The sequence below is a fragment of the Vibrio sp. JCM 18905 genome (genome assembly GCF_055393305.1).
Genome location: NZ_AP043880.1, coordinates 1,318,542 through 1,337,564 on the forward strand (window position 1 = coordinate 1,318,542; position 19,023 = coordinate 1,337,564).

A 19,023-nucleotide genomic window follows, 5' to 3' on the forward strand; every position below is an offset into this window, starting at 1 on the left:
TGATTTGCTATTATCGCCACCCCAAAATGACTTTTGAGCGTGCATTTAACATGATTCAACAATTGCTGGTTACTTTTCCTCCGATGCTATTTGGCGCGCAAGCGCTACTGACTTTACTTCTCATCAAGGGCGATATTTGTCCGGGGCAGAGAGGCCGTCTTCATAAAATGTTGCCAGCAGTGGCGTTATTGTGGCTTGCGGTTGCTTCTCTTCGCATTGAAGCATTTATGATCGTGTTCGCTATTTTCTATTTCTACTCTCAGGTTCAAACCAAGAAAACGCGTGAAAAAGGCCCTCTTTGGGCGATGCATTTAGCGAATGGTTTGGCTTTTGCGTATGTAAGTATTCAAGCATTTGAACAGCCAAGCTGGCCTGCGTCTATTGCGATGGCAATAATGATATTTTTCCTTGGGGCGTCATTTTCTCAATTGCTTCTGACTATCGCTCGTAGCAGATTGCAGGCATTTCACCGCATTTTGCCAGTTACGGGCATTGTGTCTGGAATGCTGCTGGTAATCGCAACTCTATTTGCTTCTTACCAGTTAAATGAAGCGACATTGAGCGCCGCAACACAACCAATTTTATTATCTTTAGCCATGCTAGTTTCTTCAATCATTGTTTGGTGCTGGCATATCTTCACACATAAAAAACCAGAAAAGGTTCAACTGAGCGTCGCCCTGTTGCTCGCGCTCGCGTCAATGACGAGCCTACAAGGTTTATTCTCTCTGGCGGCTTAATCTCGAGTCGAGAAACAGATCAATACTGCTTGTACTCAAGTCCTTTCTAGGTTGCTTGAGTATAAGGCACTCACGTTTTGGATCGCGCTCACTTTAAATTCACGTGATTACGTCTACGCTTGTTTATATACCTTGTCGAAGAGGAGAGTCGCGATGGATTTAAGCAATGTAGGTAATTTGGACAGCATTATTTTGCTAGGTATCGTCAATGAAAAGCTACGTTTAGAGTGCGACAGTTTTGACGAGTTAGTATCGGTGTATGAAATGGATGTAGAGTCCGTTGTAGGCAAGCTTGATATGCTTGGTTATCAGTACGATCCATTGACCAACCAATTTAAAGCATATCAACGCTAAACCTTTCTTAATCCATATCCCTAAGCCATCTTGATTCCGTCAAGGTGGCTTTTACATTGTAGCCTTGCGGTTGCGAAAAAGGCTTGTAAGTAACGTTTATCTTTCTCTGAGTGACGCGTTGCAGCAAATAAGCGACGCCATAAGCCTTGGCCAAAAGGTTTACTGGTAATAAGGCCTTGGCGAGAAAATTCAGAAATCGCCCAATTTGGCAGTGCTGCAACCCCTAATCCTGCGGAAACCATTTGCACTAACATCAGAGTATTGTCGGCTTGCTTCCATTTGGCGGGCTCTACCCCCGCTGGCTGCAAGAAGTGTTTTACGACGTCTAGCCTTTGTTTTTGAACCGGATAAGAGAGCATGGTTTGATCTGCGAGATCTTGCGGATCAATAACTTCTTTTTCCGCCAATGGGTGGTTGGTCGCGGTAATTAAGCGCATTTCAAAGTCGAATAAAGGTTCATAATGCACTTCAGAACGAGGTTGAATATCTGACGTGATAACGAGATCCAACTCGCCAGCTAACAGTGCAGGAAGTGGTTCAAAGCCAAAACCTGATGAAAAGTCCAGTGTTACGCTAGGCCAAGCAAGTTGATATTCCCTGAGAGCAGGCATGAGCCATTGGAAACATGAGTGACATTCAATCGCCATATGCAACCGACCATTGACGTCTTCTTTCAAGCTTGCCAAATCATTTTCTGCTCTTGCGAGTTTGGGAAGAATATCTTCTGCAAGACGCAATAGGATTTCTCCCTCTGAAGTGAACTTCACCGGACGAGTTTTTCTAAGGAATAATTGTCCCCCAATCCGTGCCTCTAAATCTTTGATCTGGTGAGACAAGGCCGATTGAGTGAGATGCAACGCGGTCGCGGTCGCGGTTAGAGAGCCGGTGTCTCGAAGCGAAGTGAGTGTCCGCAAATGTTTTAGCTCTATCATGAATTCCTTTCATCCTTTGTTGCTCGCTATGAACAGAATAGCAATCGTATAAATAACTTAACGACAAAAAATGGATATGTAAACGTCTAGACGTCTATTTGTTGTGTTTATTTGCGAATCATGTCGCCTCATGATGAATTTTTTTAATAAACAAGTTGAATAAATGGACGTTGTTCAAACCGCAGATGAGAGCGATAGTTTAGCCATCCAGACATCTTTTATGACGAAAGATACTCTGACCCAAACAAATTGAACAAGATTGAAAAAGGAATAGGGACATGGCTACAACAACGCACGTACTAGGTTATCCACGCATCGGTGAAAAACGAGAATTAAAATTCGCTCAGGAAAAATACTGGCGCGGAGAAATTGATCAAGCAGAGCTTAAAAAGGTTGGAGCAGATCTGCGCGCTCAAAACTGGCAAACGCAAACAGATGCTGGCTTGAGTTTTACCACCGCTGGCGATTTTGCTTGGTACGATCATGTACTGACGACCACGTTGTTACTGGGTCACGTGCCAAAACGTCACGCAGACGGTTTCCCTGATTTGGATACGCTATTCAAAGTGGGTCGCGGTCAATCTCAAGCGGGTTGCGGCTGTGCGGGCGCTGCAGCATCGGATATGACTAAATGGTTCAACACAAACTACCACTACATCGTACCTGAATTTAGCAAGGGCGATACATTTGAAGTGAGCTGGCCTCAACTGTTTGAAGAAGTCAACGAAGCAACCCAAGCTGGGCATAAAGTGAAGCCAGTTTTGCTTGGCCCAGTCAGTTATCTTTACTTAGGTAAAGAGGTAGAAGAAGGATTCGATCGCCTGACGCTACTGCCACGATTGCTTACGGCTTACCAAGCTATTTTGGCAAAGCTCGCGAGTCAAGGTGTTGAGTGGGTTCAGATTGATGAGCCAATTTTGTCACTAGAGCTTGAAAGTCAGTGGGCTGATGCGTTCAAGCTAGCGTACCAAGTGATTCGAAGCGATGTAAAAGTGCTGCTAACGACGTACTTTGACTCTATAAGCGATACGCTAGACAAAATTGTAAAGCTACCAGTGGATGGTTTACATATCGATTTATCTGCCGCGCCTCAGCAGCTTGACGACGTGGTTGCCAAACTACCGGAGGGTTGGGTGCTGTCTGCTGGCGTGGTCAACGGTCGTAACGTGTGGCGCTCGGATTTGAGTGCGCAACTTGAACGTCTACAGCCAGTAAAAGAAAAACTGGGCGACAACCTTTGGGTTGCGAGCTCATGCTCTTTGCTACATAGCCCGGTTGATCTGGAACTGGAAACAGAACTCAGTGAGGAAGTGAAAAGCTGGTTTGCGTTCGCAAAACAAAAAGTAACAGAAGTCGCCTTGCTTGGCCGAGCACTCGATGGTGATCAAGATGCGATTCTCGCTTGTGATACCTACAGCCAGCCAATCAAAGCACGTAAAACGGCAACGCATGTGAATAAGCCACAAGTTCAAGCACGTTTAAACAGTATTACTGCGTCACTTGCCGAGCGTAGCGCACCTTACGCGGAGCGTGCTGCGCATCAAGCTGAAGTATTGGGCTTGCCTCTGTTGCCAACCACGACAATCGGTTCTTTCCCTCAAACGGGTGAAATTCGTGTTCAGCGCAGCGCTTATCGCACTGGCCAGTTATCTGAGTCCGACTATATCCAAGCACTAAAAGGACATATTGCGGATGCCGTAAAACGCCAAGAAGCCCTTGACCTAGATGTGCTTGTGCATGGTGAAGCTGAGCGTAACGACATGGTAGAATACTTCGCGGAGAACTTGGCGGGCTTCCAAACGACGAAATTTGGTTGGGTACAGAGTTATGGCTCTCGCTGTGTGAAACCAGCCATTGTGGTTGCCGACATTGAGCGTGAAAAGCCGATTACGGTGGAATGGTCGACGTACGCACAATCGCTAACCAGCAAGCAGATGAAAGGTATGCTGACGGGCCCGGTAACGATTTTATGTTGGACATTCCCGCGTGAAGACATCACACGTCAAGAAATCGCCCAGCAACTGGCACTGGCACTGCGTGATGAGGTTTCTGATCTGCAAGATGCAGGCATCAATATCATTCAAATCGATGAGCCTGCGATTCGTGAAGGTCTGCCGTTGAAAAAGCGCGATCACAAAGCGTATTTAGAATGGGCGGTGGATGCATTTAAGATCTCGGCAGCGAGTGCAAAACCAGAGACTCAGATTCACACTCACATGTGTTACAGCGAGTTCAATGAAATCATTGATTCAGTCGCGGCGCTCGATGCGGATGTGATTACCATTGAAACATCACGCTCAAATATGGAACTGCTTAAAGCGTTTGAAGAGTTCAATTACCCGAACGAAATCGGTCCAGGTGTTTATGACATTCACTCACCAAACATTCCGACGGAAGAGTGGATTGAAGGCCTAATCAAGAAAGCGGCAGAAAAGATTCCGGTACAACGTTTGTGGGTTAACCCAGACTGTGGTCTGAAAACACGTAACTGGGCAGAGACGGAAGCGGCATTGGCGAACCTCGTGTCAGCGGCGAAGAAACTTCGTGCTGAGCTGGCGTAAGGCAACTTTTTTAGCGAATAAAAAACGGAGACCGTTGTCTCCGTTTTTTCTATTCTTAGCCGTTCATTTTCGTCATTATACTATCCCGCAATAGCGGATGAATTGCTCGTATCGAAAACAACGCACTCACTGTGACTATTTCATTTGAGTACAAGTTTGCGCGGAAACCAACTCATCTGCCATCAACTGACCGCGAGAGTTACGCACTTTAATACGGTACATTAAGCCCATATCAATTTGCTTACGAACTTCCGGGTTATTGCAATAGGTGTAGATACTGGTATTCAGTACTTGATTTAACGGCTTTGCACCGAGTGCGTCATCGTTATAAATCATCATCATTTCAACAACATTTTTGTTGGATGAGACACGCATTATCTGCAGTGGACCGTATTCCAAAGGGAGACCTGCGGACAAGACTCCCGCTCGGTTTGATGCCAATAGCTCAAGCTGGCGTTGATTATCATCGGTAGATGAACAGCCCGCTAACGCACCAAATGCCAAGAAAAGACACAGTAATTTTTTCATAAATTAAAACACTTTTTTGAACGGTTTCACGATGACATTATCGTAAACACCAGCCGCTACGTAAGGATCGGCTTCTGCCCACGCTTTAGCGTCTTCTAGAGAGGCGAACTCAGCGATGACAGTCGAGCCCGTAAATCCAGCTTCTCCTGGGTTGTCAGAGTCTATCGCAGGCATAGGGCCAGCAGTAAGAAGGCGACCTTCGTCTTGAAGCTTTTGTAAGCGCTCCAAGTGTTGCGGGCGAACGCTCATGCGTTTTTCCAGCGAGTTCTCGACGTCCTGAGAAAAGATGACATACCACATAGCATAGTTCCTTAATTGGTAGGGTAAAGTGTTAATTTAACGCCTTTTTTGTGTCTCTCACAAGTGAACAACAGAAAATGTGAGATCCTTTCTAACAGTTAGCGCTGTAGGTTGACTAATTCTGAACCGGGCGTGGTTTGCCTTCACTGTCAATGGCTACGTAGTTGAAAGTCGCATCACAAACCATGAAGCGCTCGCCGACACCGTGTGCTTTTACCGGCTTGACCCATACTTCCAGATCGACACTCATTGAGGTGCGACCAATCTTAGTGCATTCGCCATAGCAGCAAACGACATCGCCAACACCTACAGGCTTCTTGAAGGTAATGCTGGAGACTGAAACGGTAACAACGCGACCAGAAGAGATCTCTTTGGCCAGAATCGCACCTGCTAGGTCGAGCTGAGACATAATCCAACCACCAAAAATATCGCCATTGGCATTAGTATCGGCAGGCATTGCAAGGGTACGAAGCAGTAGTTGACCTTTCGGAGAGCTAATTTCTTGACTCATTGTGACATCCTAAATCTTAAAGGCGCTCAAACTAAGCGCCAACATAGTAAATACCTAGAACCAAAGGTCCTTAAAAAACCACAGACACCGGACCAGAGAAAGTTGGTTTACAGCAGCAAGAATGGTCTGATTCCGGTATGCCGTTTGATCGGTTTAGTGATATATGGAGCAAAACAGCGACCCGAAGGTCGCTGCAAAGTGCGCGGATTATAGCAAAACTGAGTTTTTAATCATCAGTCGACACATCGGATGAGTTATTTTTTTGTTCTTTTGGCATGTGTTTGTAAATGTAGAAGCCAGTCGCAATCATGTAGGCAAATGTCGCAATCAACATTCCGAATACTTTGAAGTTGACCCAAACATCCAGTGGTAGCTCGTAAGCGATATAAATGTTCAGACCAGCAAAGAATGAGAAGAAGCCGACCCAAGCCCAGTTGATCTTCGCCCAAATAGCATCAGGCAGCGAAATTTCTTTGCCCAACATGCCTTTAATGGCCGATTTCCCCATTGCGTGACTCGCTGCTAAACCGATAGCTAGAATCACATAAATGATGGTGACTTTCCATTTTATGAAATTGTCGTCGTGGAAGAAAAGGGTCATGCTGCCAAATATCGTCACGATAACGAACGTAATTAGCTGCATTTTCTCGACTTTTTTATACAGAGCATAGGTGACGACAAGCTGAATTGCCGTTGCGACGATCAGCGCTCCTGTTGCTGCGTAGATGTCGTACATCTTGTACAAAGCGAAGAAGACGATGAGTGGGATAAAATCTAGGATTTGCTTCATGGTGGCAAAATCTACCTAATTAGTGAATTGAAGACAGTCTAACGGAATCTGACAAGATGTGAATACCGTAAAGGTTAGAGGTAAGAGAAGTAATCCCCTGACTGAATGATACAACAAGCAACATTTCGCAAAGATGAAGTAGTAAATCGAAGGCATAAAAATTGCCGCGATAGAGCGGCAATTGAGTTGATAGAATTTAAGATTTAAGCAACACGTTGATATTGAGAAATAAGCGTTTTGACATCTTCTAAATAGCCTTCACGTAACAGATTATCAACGGTTGCTTCAAGCTCTTCGAGAGACATCGTAAAGCAAGTGGATTTGCCGGTCATTAGGCTCAGATACTGATGGTATTCTTCTTCCGTATAGTGGCCTAAGCGATCGAGTAGTAGTGCTTTGATTCCATGATGAATCAAGCCGTAGTATGTGTGTCGATGAAGTAACATGGCGATCTCCTTATCAAGCTCATCCGCTAACCATTTGCAGCTTGCTTGACCCTCTGGATAATTCGATTTACTTCAGTAATGCACATCTAGTGCCAGTTTTATCTTCGCAAATTAGAAAGTGTTGGAAGTAGCAAAACTCTCATGTTGCAACCAGCGCTTGATGACGGTTTGGAGCGCATTTAACGTGGTTGGCTTTTCAAGTCTGTCATCCATGAGTTTCGCAATTAGCTCCAGCTCTTTAGCTCCAGACTCTCCAGATAGTGCGATGATAGGAACGGAAGACGCAATTTGCTTAATTCGTTGGCTTGCGTCAAATCCATTCATCACTGGCATCTGTACATCCATAAGCACCAAATCAATCTTGTGCGACTGAAATAGCTCCACCGCGGAAGCGCCATTATTTGCTTGTAAGCTGTTGACTCCCAGCCTTTTTAAGTACATTTGAACCAAAGTACGCTGCACCTCTTTGTCATCAACAATGAGCACTGTTGGTGCATCGTTACTTACTTGTACGTGTTGGTCTGTGCGAGGTTCAGAATGTGGTGCATTTACTTTCCAGCCATTGAAGTCCGGTGTTCTCAAAGTCTCTGGTTTGGGTGCGTTTGGGACGACCGGGAAATACAAGTAGAACTCAGTAAATTCGCCCAATTCAGACTGGCACTCAATTCGTCCACCAAAAGAGCGCATAACGCGTTGACAGTAGCCCAAGCCAAGGCCGCTGCCGCCACTTTTTTGATACGAGAAGAAGTCGTCAAATATCTTGTGTAAGATACTGCTATCTATGCCAGGGCCACTATCTCTGAAGACCAGAATGTTTTCGTAGGCCCCCGTTTGGCTACGAATCTCAATTTGACTATCGGGATAAGAATCAAAATAGTAGATAGCATTGCGAATCAAATTGAAAATGACAAAGTTAAACAGAGTTTCGTTTAATTTCGCGACAAAATCGTGCTCTTGAGGCAGATTGATCCTTTCAATTATTTGATCGTTTTCAAAGCCATAACGGCTGACCGCTTGATCGACAGCTTTATGTATAGAAGTAATAGTTAAGGGTTCGTGCTCAGGTGAGCTGTCGCTGACTTCTCGTAAAATAATGTCGATAAGTTGGCGACCACGCTGAATCGCTGCTTCTCCTTTATCAATCTCACTCTTTAACGTCTCAAGTGAAGCGTTTGATTCGATATGCTGTTTTAAAGCTTCAAATCGTAATTGCACTTGAGCGAGAGGGTTACGCATTTCATGTGCAATAGAGTTAGCGAGCGCACGGCTTCGGCGTACTTTTCTATCGGCCTCGATGGTGCTCTGGATGCGAACTAATAAGGTTTGCAATGCTGAAATTTCTTCATTAGAAAACAACTTATTATCCATTTTATGTGAAGAAATCAGTAAGTGCGTAACGGACTTTCCACGACCAAAAAGAGGCATTACGAGCGCCGTATTGCTGGATCGCATACGTTCGTAGAGCTTGCGCATTGAGCCTTTAGACGAGGAGGCATAATCAATTTCTTCAGACAGTTCATCAAGCACGAGAACAGACTTGCTTGACGGCAGATAATCTTCATAAAACGTTTCGGTGTAACTGCTGGTAACGAGCTGCAATTTATTATTTGGTATATTCAGTAACACTGCTAACTGGCGCATTGCATCATCTATTGAGCGTTTAAATTCCTCTTCTAATCCAAGAATTTGTTGAACGGGTGTATGTCGTTTCCCATAAATAAAATAGGACGCGAAACGACTGACGCGTTTGTAAAGCAAGTGCCAAGTGATACCGATGAGTGCGCATAAAGGCACCGCTACAAGCCATTGGTTATCTTCCGAGATAGGAATAAATATTGCGCCCAGCGGGAGGACGAAAATGGCACAGACAAACAGCGCGCTAACGGTTAAGTATGTGAGGTATTTAGCGCTATAAAAGCGAGAGGTAAGCAGGGCATAGCCTACAAACAACATTTCACTAATTGAAAGTGCTGGTGGTAACCAGGTTAAGGAAAAGTCACCAAGGAAGTAAGTCATTCCAAGGTGTATCACTGCAGTTGATAACATGAAGACCAAAATGCCGGCGATCATATAGTTACTTTTTGCCAGCGTGAGTTTGCTGCTGTTCGCTCGCATGGTAATCAAGTTCAGCAGGGTTAATACCACAAATGTCAGCAAACTAATAAAGAAATATGAGGTGTGGGGACCAAACTCGATCACGAACTGGCTTGGACCGCTAATGGTGACATTTTCGACAGTAAGGTTTGGCACTAAGTTGATGTAAAGTGAGTACGTTGCTAGTGCCACAAAGATGATTTTTTGCCAGGCTTTGACCGCAGTTTTTTTGATATCAGCTGCTAGCTGGCAAGAAAAATAGAACGCGAATGCAAAGGCAAAGAATGACGCCAAGTTCGCCAACTTAGCCATAAAAATACCGCCAGCGGAGCCCAACTCCGGCAATAAGTCGGTATGGAAGTATGCGTTGCTGCTGATCCAAACGATGATGCAACTAGAATAAGCAATGTACGGCGCATGATGCGAGCCTAAAATCGTTTCACTCTTCTGTTTTAGGCGATAGCAGTAATATAACAACCAAGCGAACACCACCAGTACAGTGGCGTATAGCGTCATTGCTTTTGGATAAAAAAGGCCGTGAAGATGAATATCAAGCATGTTCATTCACCTTTTCATCAATTCTTTTTGTTCGTACGCGGTGTTTGTAGTCGCGAAACTGTATGTCTTGAAATGCTTCAACCATCATACCTAAATTCCAGAAACCGCGGTATGTCTTGGTACCGTCACCGTTAATGTCGCGGTATCCTGAGTGAAAGTAGGCCTCTAAATCAATAGATTGATAGAAATTTAACATAAATATTTGTTCAATAATGGTAAAGCTGAGCTTATAGCCTGCTTTATATAGCTCACTCATCAATGCTTTTTGTGCCAAATACAAAAAGTACAGTTTTTGTTGGATGTTGCCACCCACTGTCAGACGCAGCACTTCGCAAACCGCTTCAGTGTTTTTCAAGTGAGATTGGAACTGCGCATCAAATTCAATCAGAGTCCGTTGGCGAGTTAGATCGTTACCTCCAAAAAGGCCTAATTGATTAAGAGTAATGTAGCCATAATCAGGAAGGCAAAACTGCCATTGCTCACTACTAAATGGTGATGAATAGCTGAGCCAGGTATTTCTTTGGTGCCAGTTTTGCACCAAAGCGGAGGAGACCATGATTGGTGTAGATGACTGCTTGAACAATAGCACAAAGTGTTGACCTTTCTGCGAGAGTGATAATAGAGGCAATATCTCAAACCATTGTTCAGTTTGGACGAAGAGCTCAAGATTGCTCAGTGTGATTGCTTCGGAAATCGGCATTAATGCAGCGTGATTTGGCAGTGTTACCTTTAGGTCGCATTCGGCAATATCTTCGATCAATATGCTTGAATAGTCGCGGTCGTCAAACGAGAGCTGAGTTGGTCTTGTCGCTTCATTTAAAGGGTGCTTTTGCTTGATCGCAGCAATCTCACATTCACACCAGAAAACCATCCAATGCGGGTAACAATCTGCGGCAATTTGTTCAATTAAGAGCGCCTCTTCGGAGAAAGGCGTTGGATACTGCTGTACTAAATCTCGATAATCTATTAATTCAAACAGTACGGACAGACTCTTAGATGCGTATTTAGGAAAGAGGGATTTAAGAAGCTTTATTCTATACAAAGCAACTTGTTGAAAAAGAGAAGATCTTTCTTGCGGTGTAAGAGTAAGAAGAACCGTGTCAACCAGCGTCTGTTGTTTTGACTCGATCGGCAAATCTGTACTGGCGAGGGGCTCCAAAGACAGCTTAAGACTCATGATATAACCTAGTTCTGACGTTTTTTATATTTTGTAATGGTTTATATCATTTTGATAAATTTATGCTATTGGTTTCTATTTATATAGTTACGTAATGCAAGAAAAGACAAAAAAACCGCTCATAGTGAGCGGTTTTTAGTTCATTCGAGAAAGGACTAAGCTTCTTGCTTTTTAAGCTCAGCTTCTGCCGCTTCCTCTTCAATTAGCGCATCAACGATAACTGCACATGCTGCATCACCTGTGATGTTTAGTGCTGTACGAATCATATCGAAAATACGGTCAAGAGCGAATAGCAGTGGTAAACCTTCGATTGGAATGCCAGCGGCAAGAAGCACGGCAACCACTAGGAAAGAAGGACCAGGAACACCCGCTTGACCAACCGCACCCAATGTAGACGTTACGATAATTGCAATGTAAGCGCCCATACCTAGATCGATATTGAACAGTTGAGCAAAGAAGATAGCAACCAAGCCATAGTAAATCGCATTACCTGACATGTTGATCGTTGCGCCTAGAGGCAGAACAAATGACGCGGTTGAATTTTTTACGCCCAGTTCTTTTTCACAGGTGTCCATTGTGACAGGCAGTGTTGCCATAGAAGAGGCCGTTGAAAGCGCAACAGCTTGTGGTTTTTTCATTGAAGACAGGAACTTCTTCGCTGATGTCTTGGTGAAAATATGCACCATTGCTGGGTAAACAACGAAACCGAAGATTAGGATTGCGGCAACGTAAACAACGAACAGTTTGAATACCACCATTAGTGCGCCAAAACCGAATGTACCGACTGCTTCTGCCATCAGACCGAACACGCCGATAGGGGCAATGATCATCACTTTGTTGATCATCCAAACCATTGCGTCAACGATGCAGTTAACACCATTAATGATTGGCTCACGACGCTCTTTTGCTTGCTTAGAAATTGCAATACCAAAGAACATACAGAAAACGAGGATCTGTAGGATGTTTGCTTCATTTAGTGATTGGAAAACGTTAGTTGGGATCATACCAGTGATGGTTGCCCAGAAAGTAGGTAGTTCACCTTTTGAAGCGTATTCTGCTGAGAACATGCCTTCAACGCCAGAGACGTCGATCCCCATGCCTGGTTGGAATACTTCACCCATAAATAGTGCAAGCGCAACGGCTAGGGCGGATGTTAAACCGAAATAACCTAGAGTGACGATGCCAACTTTGCCTGCTGACTGGCTGTTCCCAAGACCAGCTGCGCCAGAAATCAAGGCTACAGCGACCAAAGGAATAACCAACATTTTGATTAAGTTGATAAAGATAGCACCTAAAGGAGCGAACACTGTCGCATCATGACCCATCATGGCACCAACGGCTGTGCCCACGATCATGGCGATTACGACTTGTACGCCAATGTTGTTTAGCAAACTCTTTTCTTTTAACACTTCCATAACCTCTGTGCTAATAAAATGTAAAATCCTAAAATTACCCACTAACCATAAATGGTTTTATGGATAATTATCTCGCCTTGCTTTTTACACTTATCGTTTACAATTGGCAATATGCAGCAAGGTATTATTGATGGATTAATCGATATTTTATTGACGAACGATAAAGTTTTGTTCAATAGCAAACGTTTGCTATTGATTTTTGTTATGCCTTTTAGCTGTGTAATTGTTTTTGTTTATTTCTTTTTCTTGTTTGTTTTTTGTTAACTGAGATGAGTTTTGTGTTTGCGAGCGTAGTCTGCGTCTTGCGTGACTTGGATTGATATTTATAACAATTAATTTCTTTCAAGCTCACACTTTTACCAATTAGCTTTGTGAAATGTTAATTGTTTTACATTCTTAGTTTTGATTGCATTGTAAACATAATGTTAATCAGAAATGGGCGAGACAAATATTAAGTGCCAACATTTTAGTGTAGGGGAGTGCTCTCTCTGCTAATGCTCCCGAGCCGATAAAACGAAAATCAACAAGTAAGAGGTGAAGCGATTATGATGAATCTTGCTGCTGCATTACAAAGAAATGCTGCGAGTAAACCAGATAAGACGGCGTTGATATGTGGTGATGTCGAGATAACTTATGCGCAGTTTGATGCGATTACCGGAAAGATCGCGGCATCTTTAATCAACAAAGGGGTCGTTCCGGGCGATCGTATTGCGCTCTCATGCCCAAACATTCCTTTTTTCGCGTTTGTTTATTATGCGATACAAAAAGCTGGCGCGGTTGCTGTCCCATTAAATGTGCTTTTGAAAGCGCGAGAAATTAAGTATCACTTAGAAGATTCAAAAGCGAAGTTTTACTTCTGTTTTGAAGGGACAGCTGAACTGCCAATGGCAAAAGAGGGGGTTAAAGCGTTTGAGCAGGCTGATATATGTGAAAATATGGTCGTGATGACTCAATCTCAAAGTGAAAACGAATGGAATGGTGTGCCAACTCTCAATGCTTTTATGGTGAATGCAGAACCATTGTCAGATTATGTACCGCGTAATGCAGATGATACTTGTGTTATTTTGTATACATCAGGGACGACAGGCTTACCAAAAGGAGCTGAACTGACGCAGCAGAACATCATAATGAATGCTCTGGTGGCACAAAACATTATGGGCAGCCAGGCCGATGATATTCACTTAGTAACTTTGCCTTTATTTCATACCTTTGGTCAAACCGTCCACTTAAATGCCAGTGTTTTGGGTGGGGCAACCTTGGTATTAGTGCCTAGGTTTGAGCCTAAACATGTTCTTGAGCTGATGGAAAAACACAAAGTGACGTTGTTTGCTGGGGTGCCAACGATGTATATCGGTTTGCTTCATGTCCAACATCAATTTGATACATCCTCACTACGTGTTGCTATCAGCGGTGGAGCCCCGTTGCCAACCGAAATCTTTAGAGCCTTTGAGGAACAATTTAATGTCCCAATTCTTGAAGGATACGGGTTATCAGAAACAAGTCCTATTGCATGTTTTAATCATTTAGATCAGGAACGTATACCAGGATCGGTAGGTCAACCGATTCAAGGCGTTGAAGTAAAAGTTGTCGACATTGAAGGCAATGCGCTACCTATCGGTGAAGAAGGTGAGATTGTTGTGCGTGGGCATAATGTTATGAAGGGATACCTTGACCGCCCGGAAGTCACTGAATCCGCGCTACAAAATGGCTGGTTCCATACTGGTGATGTTGGCCGTTTTGACTGCTCAGGTAATCTATTTATCGTCGATAGAATGAAAGATCTGATCATTCGAGGTGGATTTAACGTTTACCCTAGAGAAATTGAAGAAGTGTTTATGACTCACCCTGCAATCTCAATGGTAGCGGTGATAGGGATTCCAAATGAAGAGTATGGCGAAGAGATAAAGGCTTACGTTGTGCTTAAACCGGGAGAGTACATTGACGCGGAAACATTACAAAATTGGGGCAAAGAGCAGTTAGCCTCTTTTAAATATCCTCGTTATGTTGAAATTCGTGAGCATCTCCCGATGAGTGCGACAGGAAAAATTTTAAAGCGTGAATTGAAATCTGAATTGAATGTGGCTTAGTCAATTCAATGAACTTCTCGTCACAGCGCCACTTGCCTAGAGCGAGTGGTGTTGTGCGCCTGGTTACTAAGGAACAGAAGATGGCAATCTCTCGCTAGCGTGTACATATGAACTATCTGTTTACTCTATTGTTCGAGTTGTTTTATGTGCGCTTCTAAGCGTTTTGGATTGGTAATGGTCACTGAACCATATTTCAGTTCTAGCATCCCAATACTCTCCAAATTTTTTAGTACTTTATGAACACTTTGACGAGTTAGCCCCATCATGTTGGCGATATGCTCTCTAGTCACTCTCACGACACACGGCTGAGTATTGATAGCTTGGTTGTGTTGGTATTCAGCAAGCAACAGCAATCTTCTTGCAATCCGCTCTTCGATTCCTCTAATCGCATCATCTTCGATAACAGAAATGGCAGACCATAAGCGGCGGCTAAGTAAGTCGAGAATCGTAGGGTAACTTTGAGGATATTTGGCGAGTAATTGGCGAAATTTATCACCAGGTAGTTCCAGTAAGGTCACGCCCGAATGCGCGGTTGCGCCAAAAATACGGGGCATGCCGGGAGAAAAAACATTGTCTCCAAACCAGCCTCCTGCCTCGAAAATCATTAATGTGACTTCTTTGCCTTTTGAACTCATCGAATTAATTCGTACGGCACCCTGTGCAATGACCATAAGAGAAGATTGAGGTTCCCCTTTATTGCAAATCAGTGCTTTTTCGTCGAAACAGCGAACTTTAGCTATTTGTGCTGCTTCACTAAGTCCTTTCTCGGGCAGCCCTGATAATACAGGACATTTAGCTAATAATGCTTTGACTTCTTCCATGTGCAACCTTACTGCATCCTGCTCTAGCTATTATTTGTGCTGGTTAAGTGGCAAAGTTTATCACTCTTTGATTGCTATGCTTTAGATTGGTTTGGAAAGTGCGGGCGTTGAATAAAAAATGATATGGTATAAACGCCATACAAGAAAACGCCCGCTAAACAGAATGTTAAGCGGGCGCTATAGCGTTCCATCAAATGGAAATTATTTCTGAGTGGCGGCTTTCATCGCTGACACAAAATCACCAAGTTTATCGAGCATAATTTGTGGCTGCTCGACATTCGCTTCAATGATTTTCACCACAGCTGAACCGGAGATGGCCCCTGCTGCGCCAGACTCTATTGCTTGTTTCACCTGTGCTGGTTCAGAAATACCGAAGCCAAGCAGCGCTGGTGGTGCATCGAACTGGTTTAATCTATCTAACATGTGACCAACTGGCATGTTTGCTTTGGTTTCTGCACCAGTGACGCCAGCACGAGAGAGTAGATAAGTATATCCACCGCCAAGCTCTGATACTTGTTTAAGCGTTTCATCACTGGCTGTAGGTGGCGCGATAAAGATTGGGTGAATACCAAACTTCTCTGCTGCTGCAACAAACTCTGCACTTTCATTGGTTGGTACGTCTGCAATCAGAACAGAATCGATGCCTGCTTTTGCACAACGCTCGTAGAAGTTTTCGACACCGCGTGAGTAAACTAGGTTCGCGTACATCAGAAGGCCAATAGGCAGATCTGGGTATTTAGCACGAATCTTACCAATTTGTTCAAAGCAGATATCTGGTGTAGCGCCTGAATCTAGCGCACGAATGTTAGCGCCTTGGATGGTTGGGCCATCTGCAAGCGGATCTGAAAATGGAATACCAAGTTCAAGGGCGTCTGCGCCAGACTCAACGAGGGTTTCCATGATCTTGTAAGATTGTTCTGCGTTTGGATCGCAAACCGTTACGAACGGTACAAATGCGCCTTGGTTTTTTTCGTTTAGACGCGCAAACATCTTCTCATAACGGCTCATTAAATCACTCCTTTTTCTTCTAGGATGGCGTGTACGGTGAAGATGTCTTTGTCACCACGACCAGATAGGTTTACGACCAATAGTTGTTCTTTCTTAGGATTCTCACGAGCCATGCGCAATGCATGAGCTAGAGCGTGAGAAGACTCTAGAGCTGGGATGATCCCTTCGCTGCGAGCCAATTCTTGGAATGCCTCGAGCGCTTCGTCGTCAGTTACGTTGTCGTATTCTGCACGGCCAATTGCGTTTAGGTGTGCGTGCTGTGGACCAACTGAAGGGAAATCAAGACCTGCGGATACCGAGTAAGACTCTTCTACTTGGCCGTTTGGATCTTGCATCAATGGCGCCTTCATACCAAAGAAGATGCCCGTTTTGCCATGTTTAAGTGGTGCACCGTGTTGGTCTGTATCGATACCTTTACCTGCTGGCTCAACCCCAATTAGGCGAACGCTTTCTTCTTCGATGAAGTCAGCAAACATACCGATAGCGTTTGAACCACCGCCCACACACGCGATAACTGCATCAGGAAGACGACCTTCACGTGCCAAAATCTGATTCTTAGTTTCTTCACCGATCATTCGTTGGAAATCACGCACTATGGTTGGGAATGGGTGAGGACCAGCCGCTGTACCTAGTAGGTAGTGCGCGTCTTCATAAGTTGCAGACCAGTCGCGCAGCGCTTCGTTACATGCGTCTTTAAGTGTTGCTGAACCTGAGTGAACCGGAATGACTTCTGCACCCATGAGTTTCATACGGAATACGTTCGGGCTTTGACGTTCAACGTCTTTTGCACCCATGTAAACACGACATTTCAGACCAAGTAGCGCACACGCTAGTGCAGTTGCTACGCCGTGTTGACCTGCGCCGGTTTCTGCGATGATTTCGTTTTTACCCATGCGTTTCGCAAGCAGAGCTTGACCTAACACTTGGTTGGTCTTGTGCGCGCCACCGTGAAGCAGATCTTCACGTTTTAGGTACAGTTTGGTTTTCGTACCTTTGGTTAGGTTACGAGTTAGAGTCAAAGCCGTTGGACGGCCCGCATACTCTTGAAGAAGCGTCATGAATTCGCTGCGGAATTCTGGATCTTCTTGCGCGTCGATAAACGCTTGCTCTAGTTGCTCCAGTGCTGGAACTAGAATTTGCGGAACGTACTGACCGCCGTATTCGCCAAAGTAGGCATTCAGTTTTGCCATCGTTATATTCCTTCTCGTATTTTTCGCTACGAATAGCTTTAAATTTTTTAGCTGAAATACAGCTTTAGTAGTTGCGAATGGCGGTGAATGCCGAGAGCAACTTCTGTGAATCTTTTTTGCCTGGTGCACTTTCTACACCAGAGTTTAAATCTAATCCCAAGCAACCTAGTGTCGCTGCTTGTTGAGCATTTTCTGGCGACAGTCCGCCCGCTAGCATAATTTGACTTGGGTCACCGATCAGTGACCAGTCGAACACTTGACCAGTTCCGCCAGTTTGAGTGCCAACTTGAGCATCTAATAGATGGCGGTCAATGTGGTCTACAAGCAGTTCTGGCTTGGCATCAGTCACGCCATAAGCTTTCCAAATTTCTACTGTTGTTGGCAGTTCGGCTTTGAGTTGGTTTACGTAAGCTTGGTCTTCTTGACCGTGCAGCTGAACTGCTTTTAAACCCAAAGAGGTTGCGACTGAAGCAACAAAATCGATATCGTGATTTTGGAAAACGCCAACGTAATTCAGTGGAGCACCGCTCATGGTTAAGCGCGCACCTTCAAGGTCAACCGCACGCTTCGACTTCTCGACAAAAATCAGGCCACCAAATACCGCGCCAGCTTGATATGCTTTTGCTGCGTCATCTGGGTGCGTTAAGCCACACACTTTGTTTTCACCCAACGTCACTTTACGTACAGCAAGTTCTAAGTTGTCTTCCGCCATCAGTGAACTACCAATCAAGAAGCCGTCTGCGTATTTCGCTAAATCACGAACTTGTTGATGCGTATAAATGCCAGATTCTGAGATTACTGTTGCGTTAGGAGCCAGTTCGCGAATTGTCGGTGCCAGTTCTTTAGTACGATTCAAATCGGTACTTAGGTCGCGCAAGTTACGGTTATTGATGCCGATAACGCGTGCTCCTAGATTAACGGCACGATGAAGCTCGTCTTCGTTGCTGACTTCGGTCAGAATGCCCATGTTCAGGCTGTGTGCTGCTTCTTCTAGGGCTTTGTACTCTTCATCATTGAGGACAGACAGCATTAGCAAGACAGCATCAGCACTGTAATGACGCGCTAGGTAAACTTGGTAGGTATCTACCATGAAGTCTTTGCACAGAACTGGCTGTTTGACTTGACCACGCACTTGAGGAAGAAAGTCGAAGTTACCTTGGAAGTATTTCTCGTCTGTTAATACTGAAATTGCATCAGCATGGTTGTTGTAAACCGATGCAATGTAATCCAAGTCGAAGTGATCACGAATCAAACCTTTGGAAGGAGACGCCTTCTTACATTCGGTGATGAATGCTGTCTTTTCGCCACTCAGTGCATCGTAGAAGCTGCGGTCCGATGGCAGCAAATCAGACTGAAAGGTGCTTAGCGGTTGAGACACCTTACGGTCTGCTACCCACTGATATTTGTCGCGGACAATTTTTGCCAGTACTTCTGCCATTTCTGCTTCTTTCTTAGAAACGTGTTCAGACAGGTTGTCAGCTTGCTGAGTGTTGAAGTCAGTCATCTTCTTCAAT

17 protein-coding genes are annotated in these 19,023 nt (G+C 44.5%); 4 read left to right on the forward strand and 13 right to left on the reverse strand.

Annotated features, from left to right (window positions below; translation table 11 throughout):
- Positions 1-26 precede the first annotated feature (26 nt).
- Positions 27-737, forward strand: a complete 711-nt coding sequence (locus ACZ5ZC_RS22765; protein WP_053808888.1) for a hypothetical protein — start codon at positions 27-29, stop codon at positions 735-737.
- A 153-nt stretch (positions 738-890) separates the two neighbouring features.
- Complete coding sequence (locus ACZ5ZC_RS22770) at positions 891-1,091, forward strand: DUF4250 domain-containing protein (RefSeq protein WP_005392843.1); 201 nt, start codon at positions 891-893, stop codon at positions 1,089-1,091.
- A 20-nt stretch (positions 1,092-1,111) separates the two neighbouring features.
- Here the strand turns inward: ACZ5ZC_RS22770 and metR are convergent, their stop codons facing one another.
- Positions 1,112-2,023 (reverse strand): HTH-type transcriptional regulator MetR, encoded by a 912-nt coding sequence (gene metR, locus ACZ5ZC_RS22775; RefSeq protein WP_005392844.1) that lies wholly within the window; start codon positions 2,021-2,023, stop codon positions 1,112-1,114.
- Positions 2,024-2,301: 278 nt separating this feature from the next.
- Here metR and metE point away from each other — a divergent pair, with 278 nt between their 5' ends.
- Positions 2,302-4,584: a 5-methyltetrahydropteroyltriglutamate--homocysteine S-methyltransferase gene (metE, locus tag ACZ5ZC_RS22780; RefSeq protein ID WP_301579431.1), complete on the forward strand. Its 2,283-nt coding sequence runs from the start codon at positions 2,302-2,304 to the stop codon at positions 4,582-4,584.
- Positions 4,585-4,719: 135 nt separating this feature from the next.
- On the opposite strand, the gene ACZ5ZC_RS22785 is transcribed toward metE, so the two are convergent.
- The 8 genes from ACZ5ZC_RS22785 to ACZ5ZC_RS22820 all read right to left on the reverse strand — a co-directional run bounded on the left by ACZ5ZC_RS22785 (position 4,720) and on the right by ACZ5ZC_RS22820 (position 12,403).
- Positions 4,720-5,112, reverse strand: a complete 393-nt coding sequence (locus ACZ5ZC_RS22785; RefSeq protein WP_048625727.1) for a GspS/AspS pilotin family protein — start codon at positions 5,110-5,112, stop codon at positions 4,720-4,722.
- A 3-nt stretch (positions 5,113-5,115) separates the two neighbouring features.
- Positions 5,116-5,412, reverse strand: coding sequence for a YciI family protein (locus ACZ5ZC_RS22790; protein ID WP_005392847.1), 297 nt, complete (start codon positions 5,410-5,412; stop codon positions 5,116-5,118).
- 115 nt (positions 5,413-5,527) lie between these two features.
- Positions 5,528-5,923: an acyl-CoA thioester hydrolase YciA gene (gene yciA, locus ACZ5ZC_RS22795; RefSeq protein WP_012841618.1), complete on the reverse strand. Its 396-nt coding sequence runs from the start codon at positions 5,921-5,923 to the stop codon at positions 5,528-5,530.
- A gap of 226 nt (positions 5,924-6,149) precedes the next feature.
- Entirely contained in the window at positions 6,150-6,713 is a 564-nt protein-coding gene (locus ACZ5ZC_RS22800) for a septation protein A (RefSeq protein WP_005392849.1), read from the reverse strand.
- Positions 6,714-6,916: 203 nt separating this feature from the next.
- Positions 6,917-7,159 (reverse strand): hypothetical protein, encoded by a 243-nt coding sequence (locus ACZ5ZC_RS22805; protein ID WP_005392851.1) that lies wholly within the window; start codon positions 7,157-7,159, stop codon positions 6,917-6,919.
- Between the two features lie 111 nt (positions 7,160-7,270).
- Positions 7,271-9,811 (reverse strand): quorum-sensing autoinducer 1 sensor kinase/phosphatase LuxN, encoded by a 2,541-nt coding sequence (gene luxN / locus ACZ5ZC_RS22810; RefSeq protein ID WP_464932318.1) that lies wholly within the window; start codon positions 9,809-9,811, stop codon positions 7,271-7,273.
- Entirely contained in the window at positions 9,804-10,988 is a 1,185-nt protein-coding gene (locus ACZ5ZC_RS22815) for an acyl-homoserine-lactone synthase (RefSeq protein WP_464932319.1), read from the reverse strand. The genes luxN and ACZ5ZC_RS22815 overlap by 8 nt, the downstream gene beginning before the upstream one ends.
- Before the next feature lie 155 nt (positions 10,989-11,143).
- Positions 11,144-12,403, reverse strand: a complete 1,260-nt coding sequence (locus ACZ5ZC_RS22820; RefSeq protein WP_012841620.1) for a dicarboxylate/amino acid:cation symporter — start codon at positions 12,401-12,403, stop codon at positions 11,144-11,146.
- A gap of 545 nt (positions 12,404-12,948) precedes the next feature.
- Between ACZ5ZC_RS22820 and ACZ5ZC_RS22825 the strand changes: the two genes are divergently transcribed.
- Positions 12,949-14,490 carry a long-chain-fatty-acid--CoA ligase gene (locus ACZ5ZC_RS22825; protein WP_464932320.1) on the forward strand — a complete coding sequence of 514 codons (1,542 nt, stop codon included), beginning with the start codon at positions 12,949-12,951 and terminating at the stop codon, positions 14,488-14,490.
- A 125-nt stretch (positions 14,491-14,615) separates the two neighbouring features.
- On the opposite strand, the gene ACZ5ZC_RS22830 is transcribed toward ACZ5ZC_RS22825, so the two are convergent.
- The 4 genes from ACZ5ZC_RS22830 to trpCF all read right to left on the reverse strand — a co-directional run bounded on the left by ACZ5ZC_RS22830 (position 14,616) and on the right by trpCF (position 19,013).
- Positions 14,616-15,311: a Crp/Fnr family transcriptional regulator gene (locus tag ACZ5ZC_RS22830; protein WP_006743300.1), complete on the reverse strand. Its 696-nt coding sequence runs from the start codon at positions 15,309-15,311 to the stop codon at positions 14,616-14,618.
- A 201-nt stretch (positions 15,312-15,512) separates the two neighbouring features.
- Positions 15,513-16,319, reverse strand: coding sequence for a tryptophan synthase subunit alpha (gene trpA / locus ACZ5ZC_RS22835; protein ID WP_134647450.1), 807 nt, complete (start codon positions 16,317-16,319; stop codon positions 15,513-15,515).
- Positions 16,319-17,509 (reverse strand): tryptophan synthase subunit beta, encoded by a 1,191-nt coding sequence (trpB, locus tag ACZ5ZC_RS22840; RefSeq protein ID WP_464932321.1) that lies wholly within the window; start codon positions 17,507-17,509, stop codon positions 16,319-16,321. Before trpB ends, trpA begins: the two co-directional genes overlap by 1 nt.
- Before the next feature lie 64 nt (positions 17,510-17,573).
- A complete protein-coding gene (gene trpCF, locus ACZ5ZC_RS22845; RefSeq protein ID WP_054867693.1) occupies positions 17,574-19,013 on the reverse strand; it encodes a bifunctional indole-3-glycerol-phosphate synthase TrpC/phosphoribosylanthranilate isomerase TrpF in 1,440 nt (479 codons plus the stop codon).
- Positions 19,014-19,023: the final 10 nt, after the last annotated feature.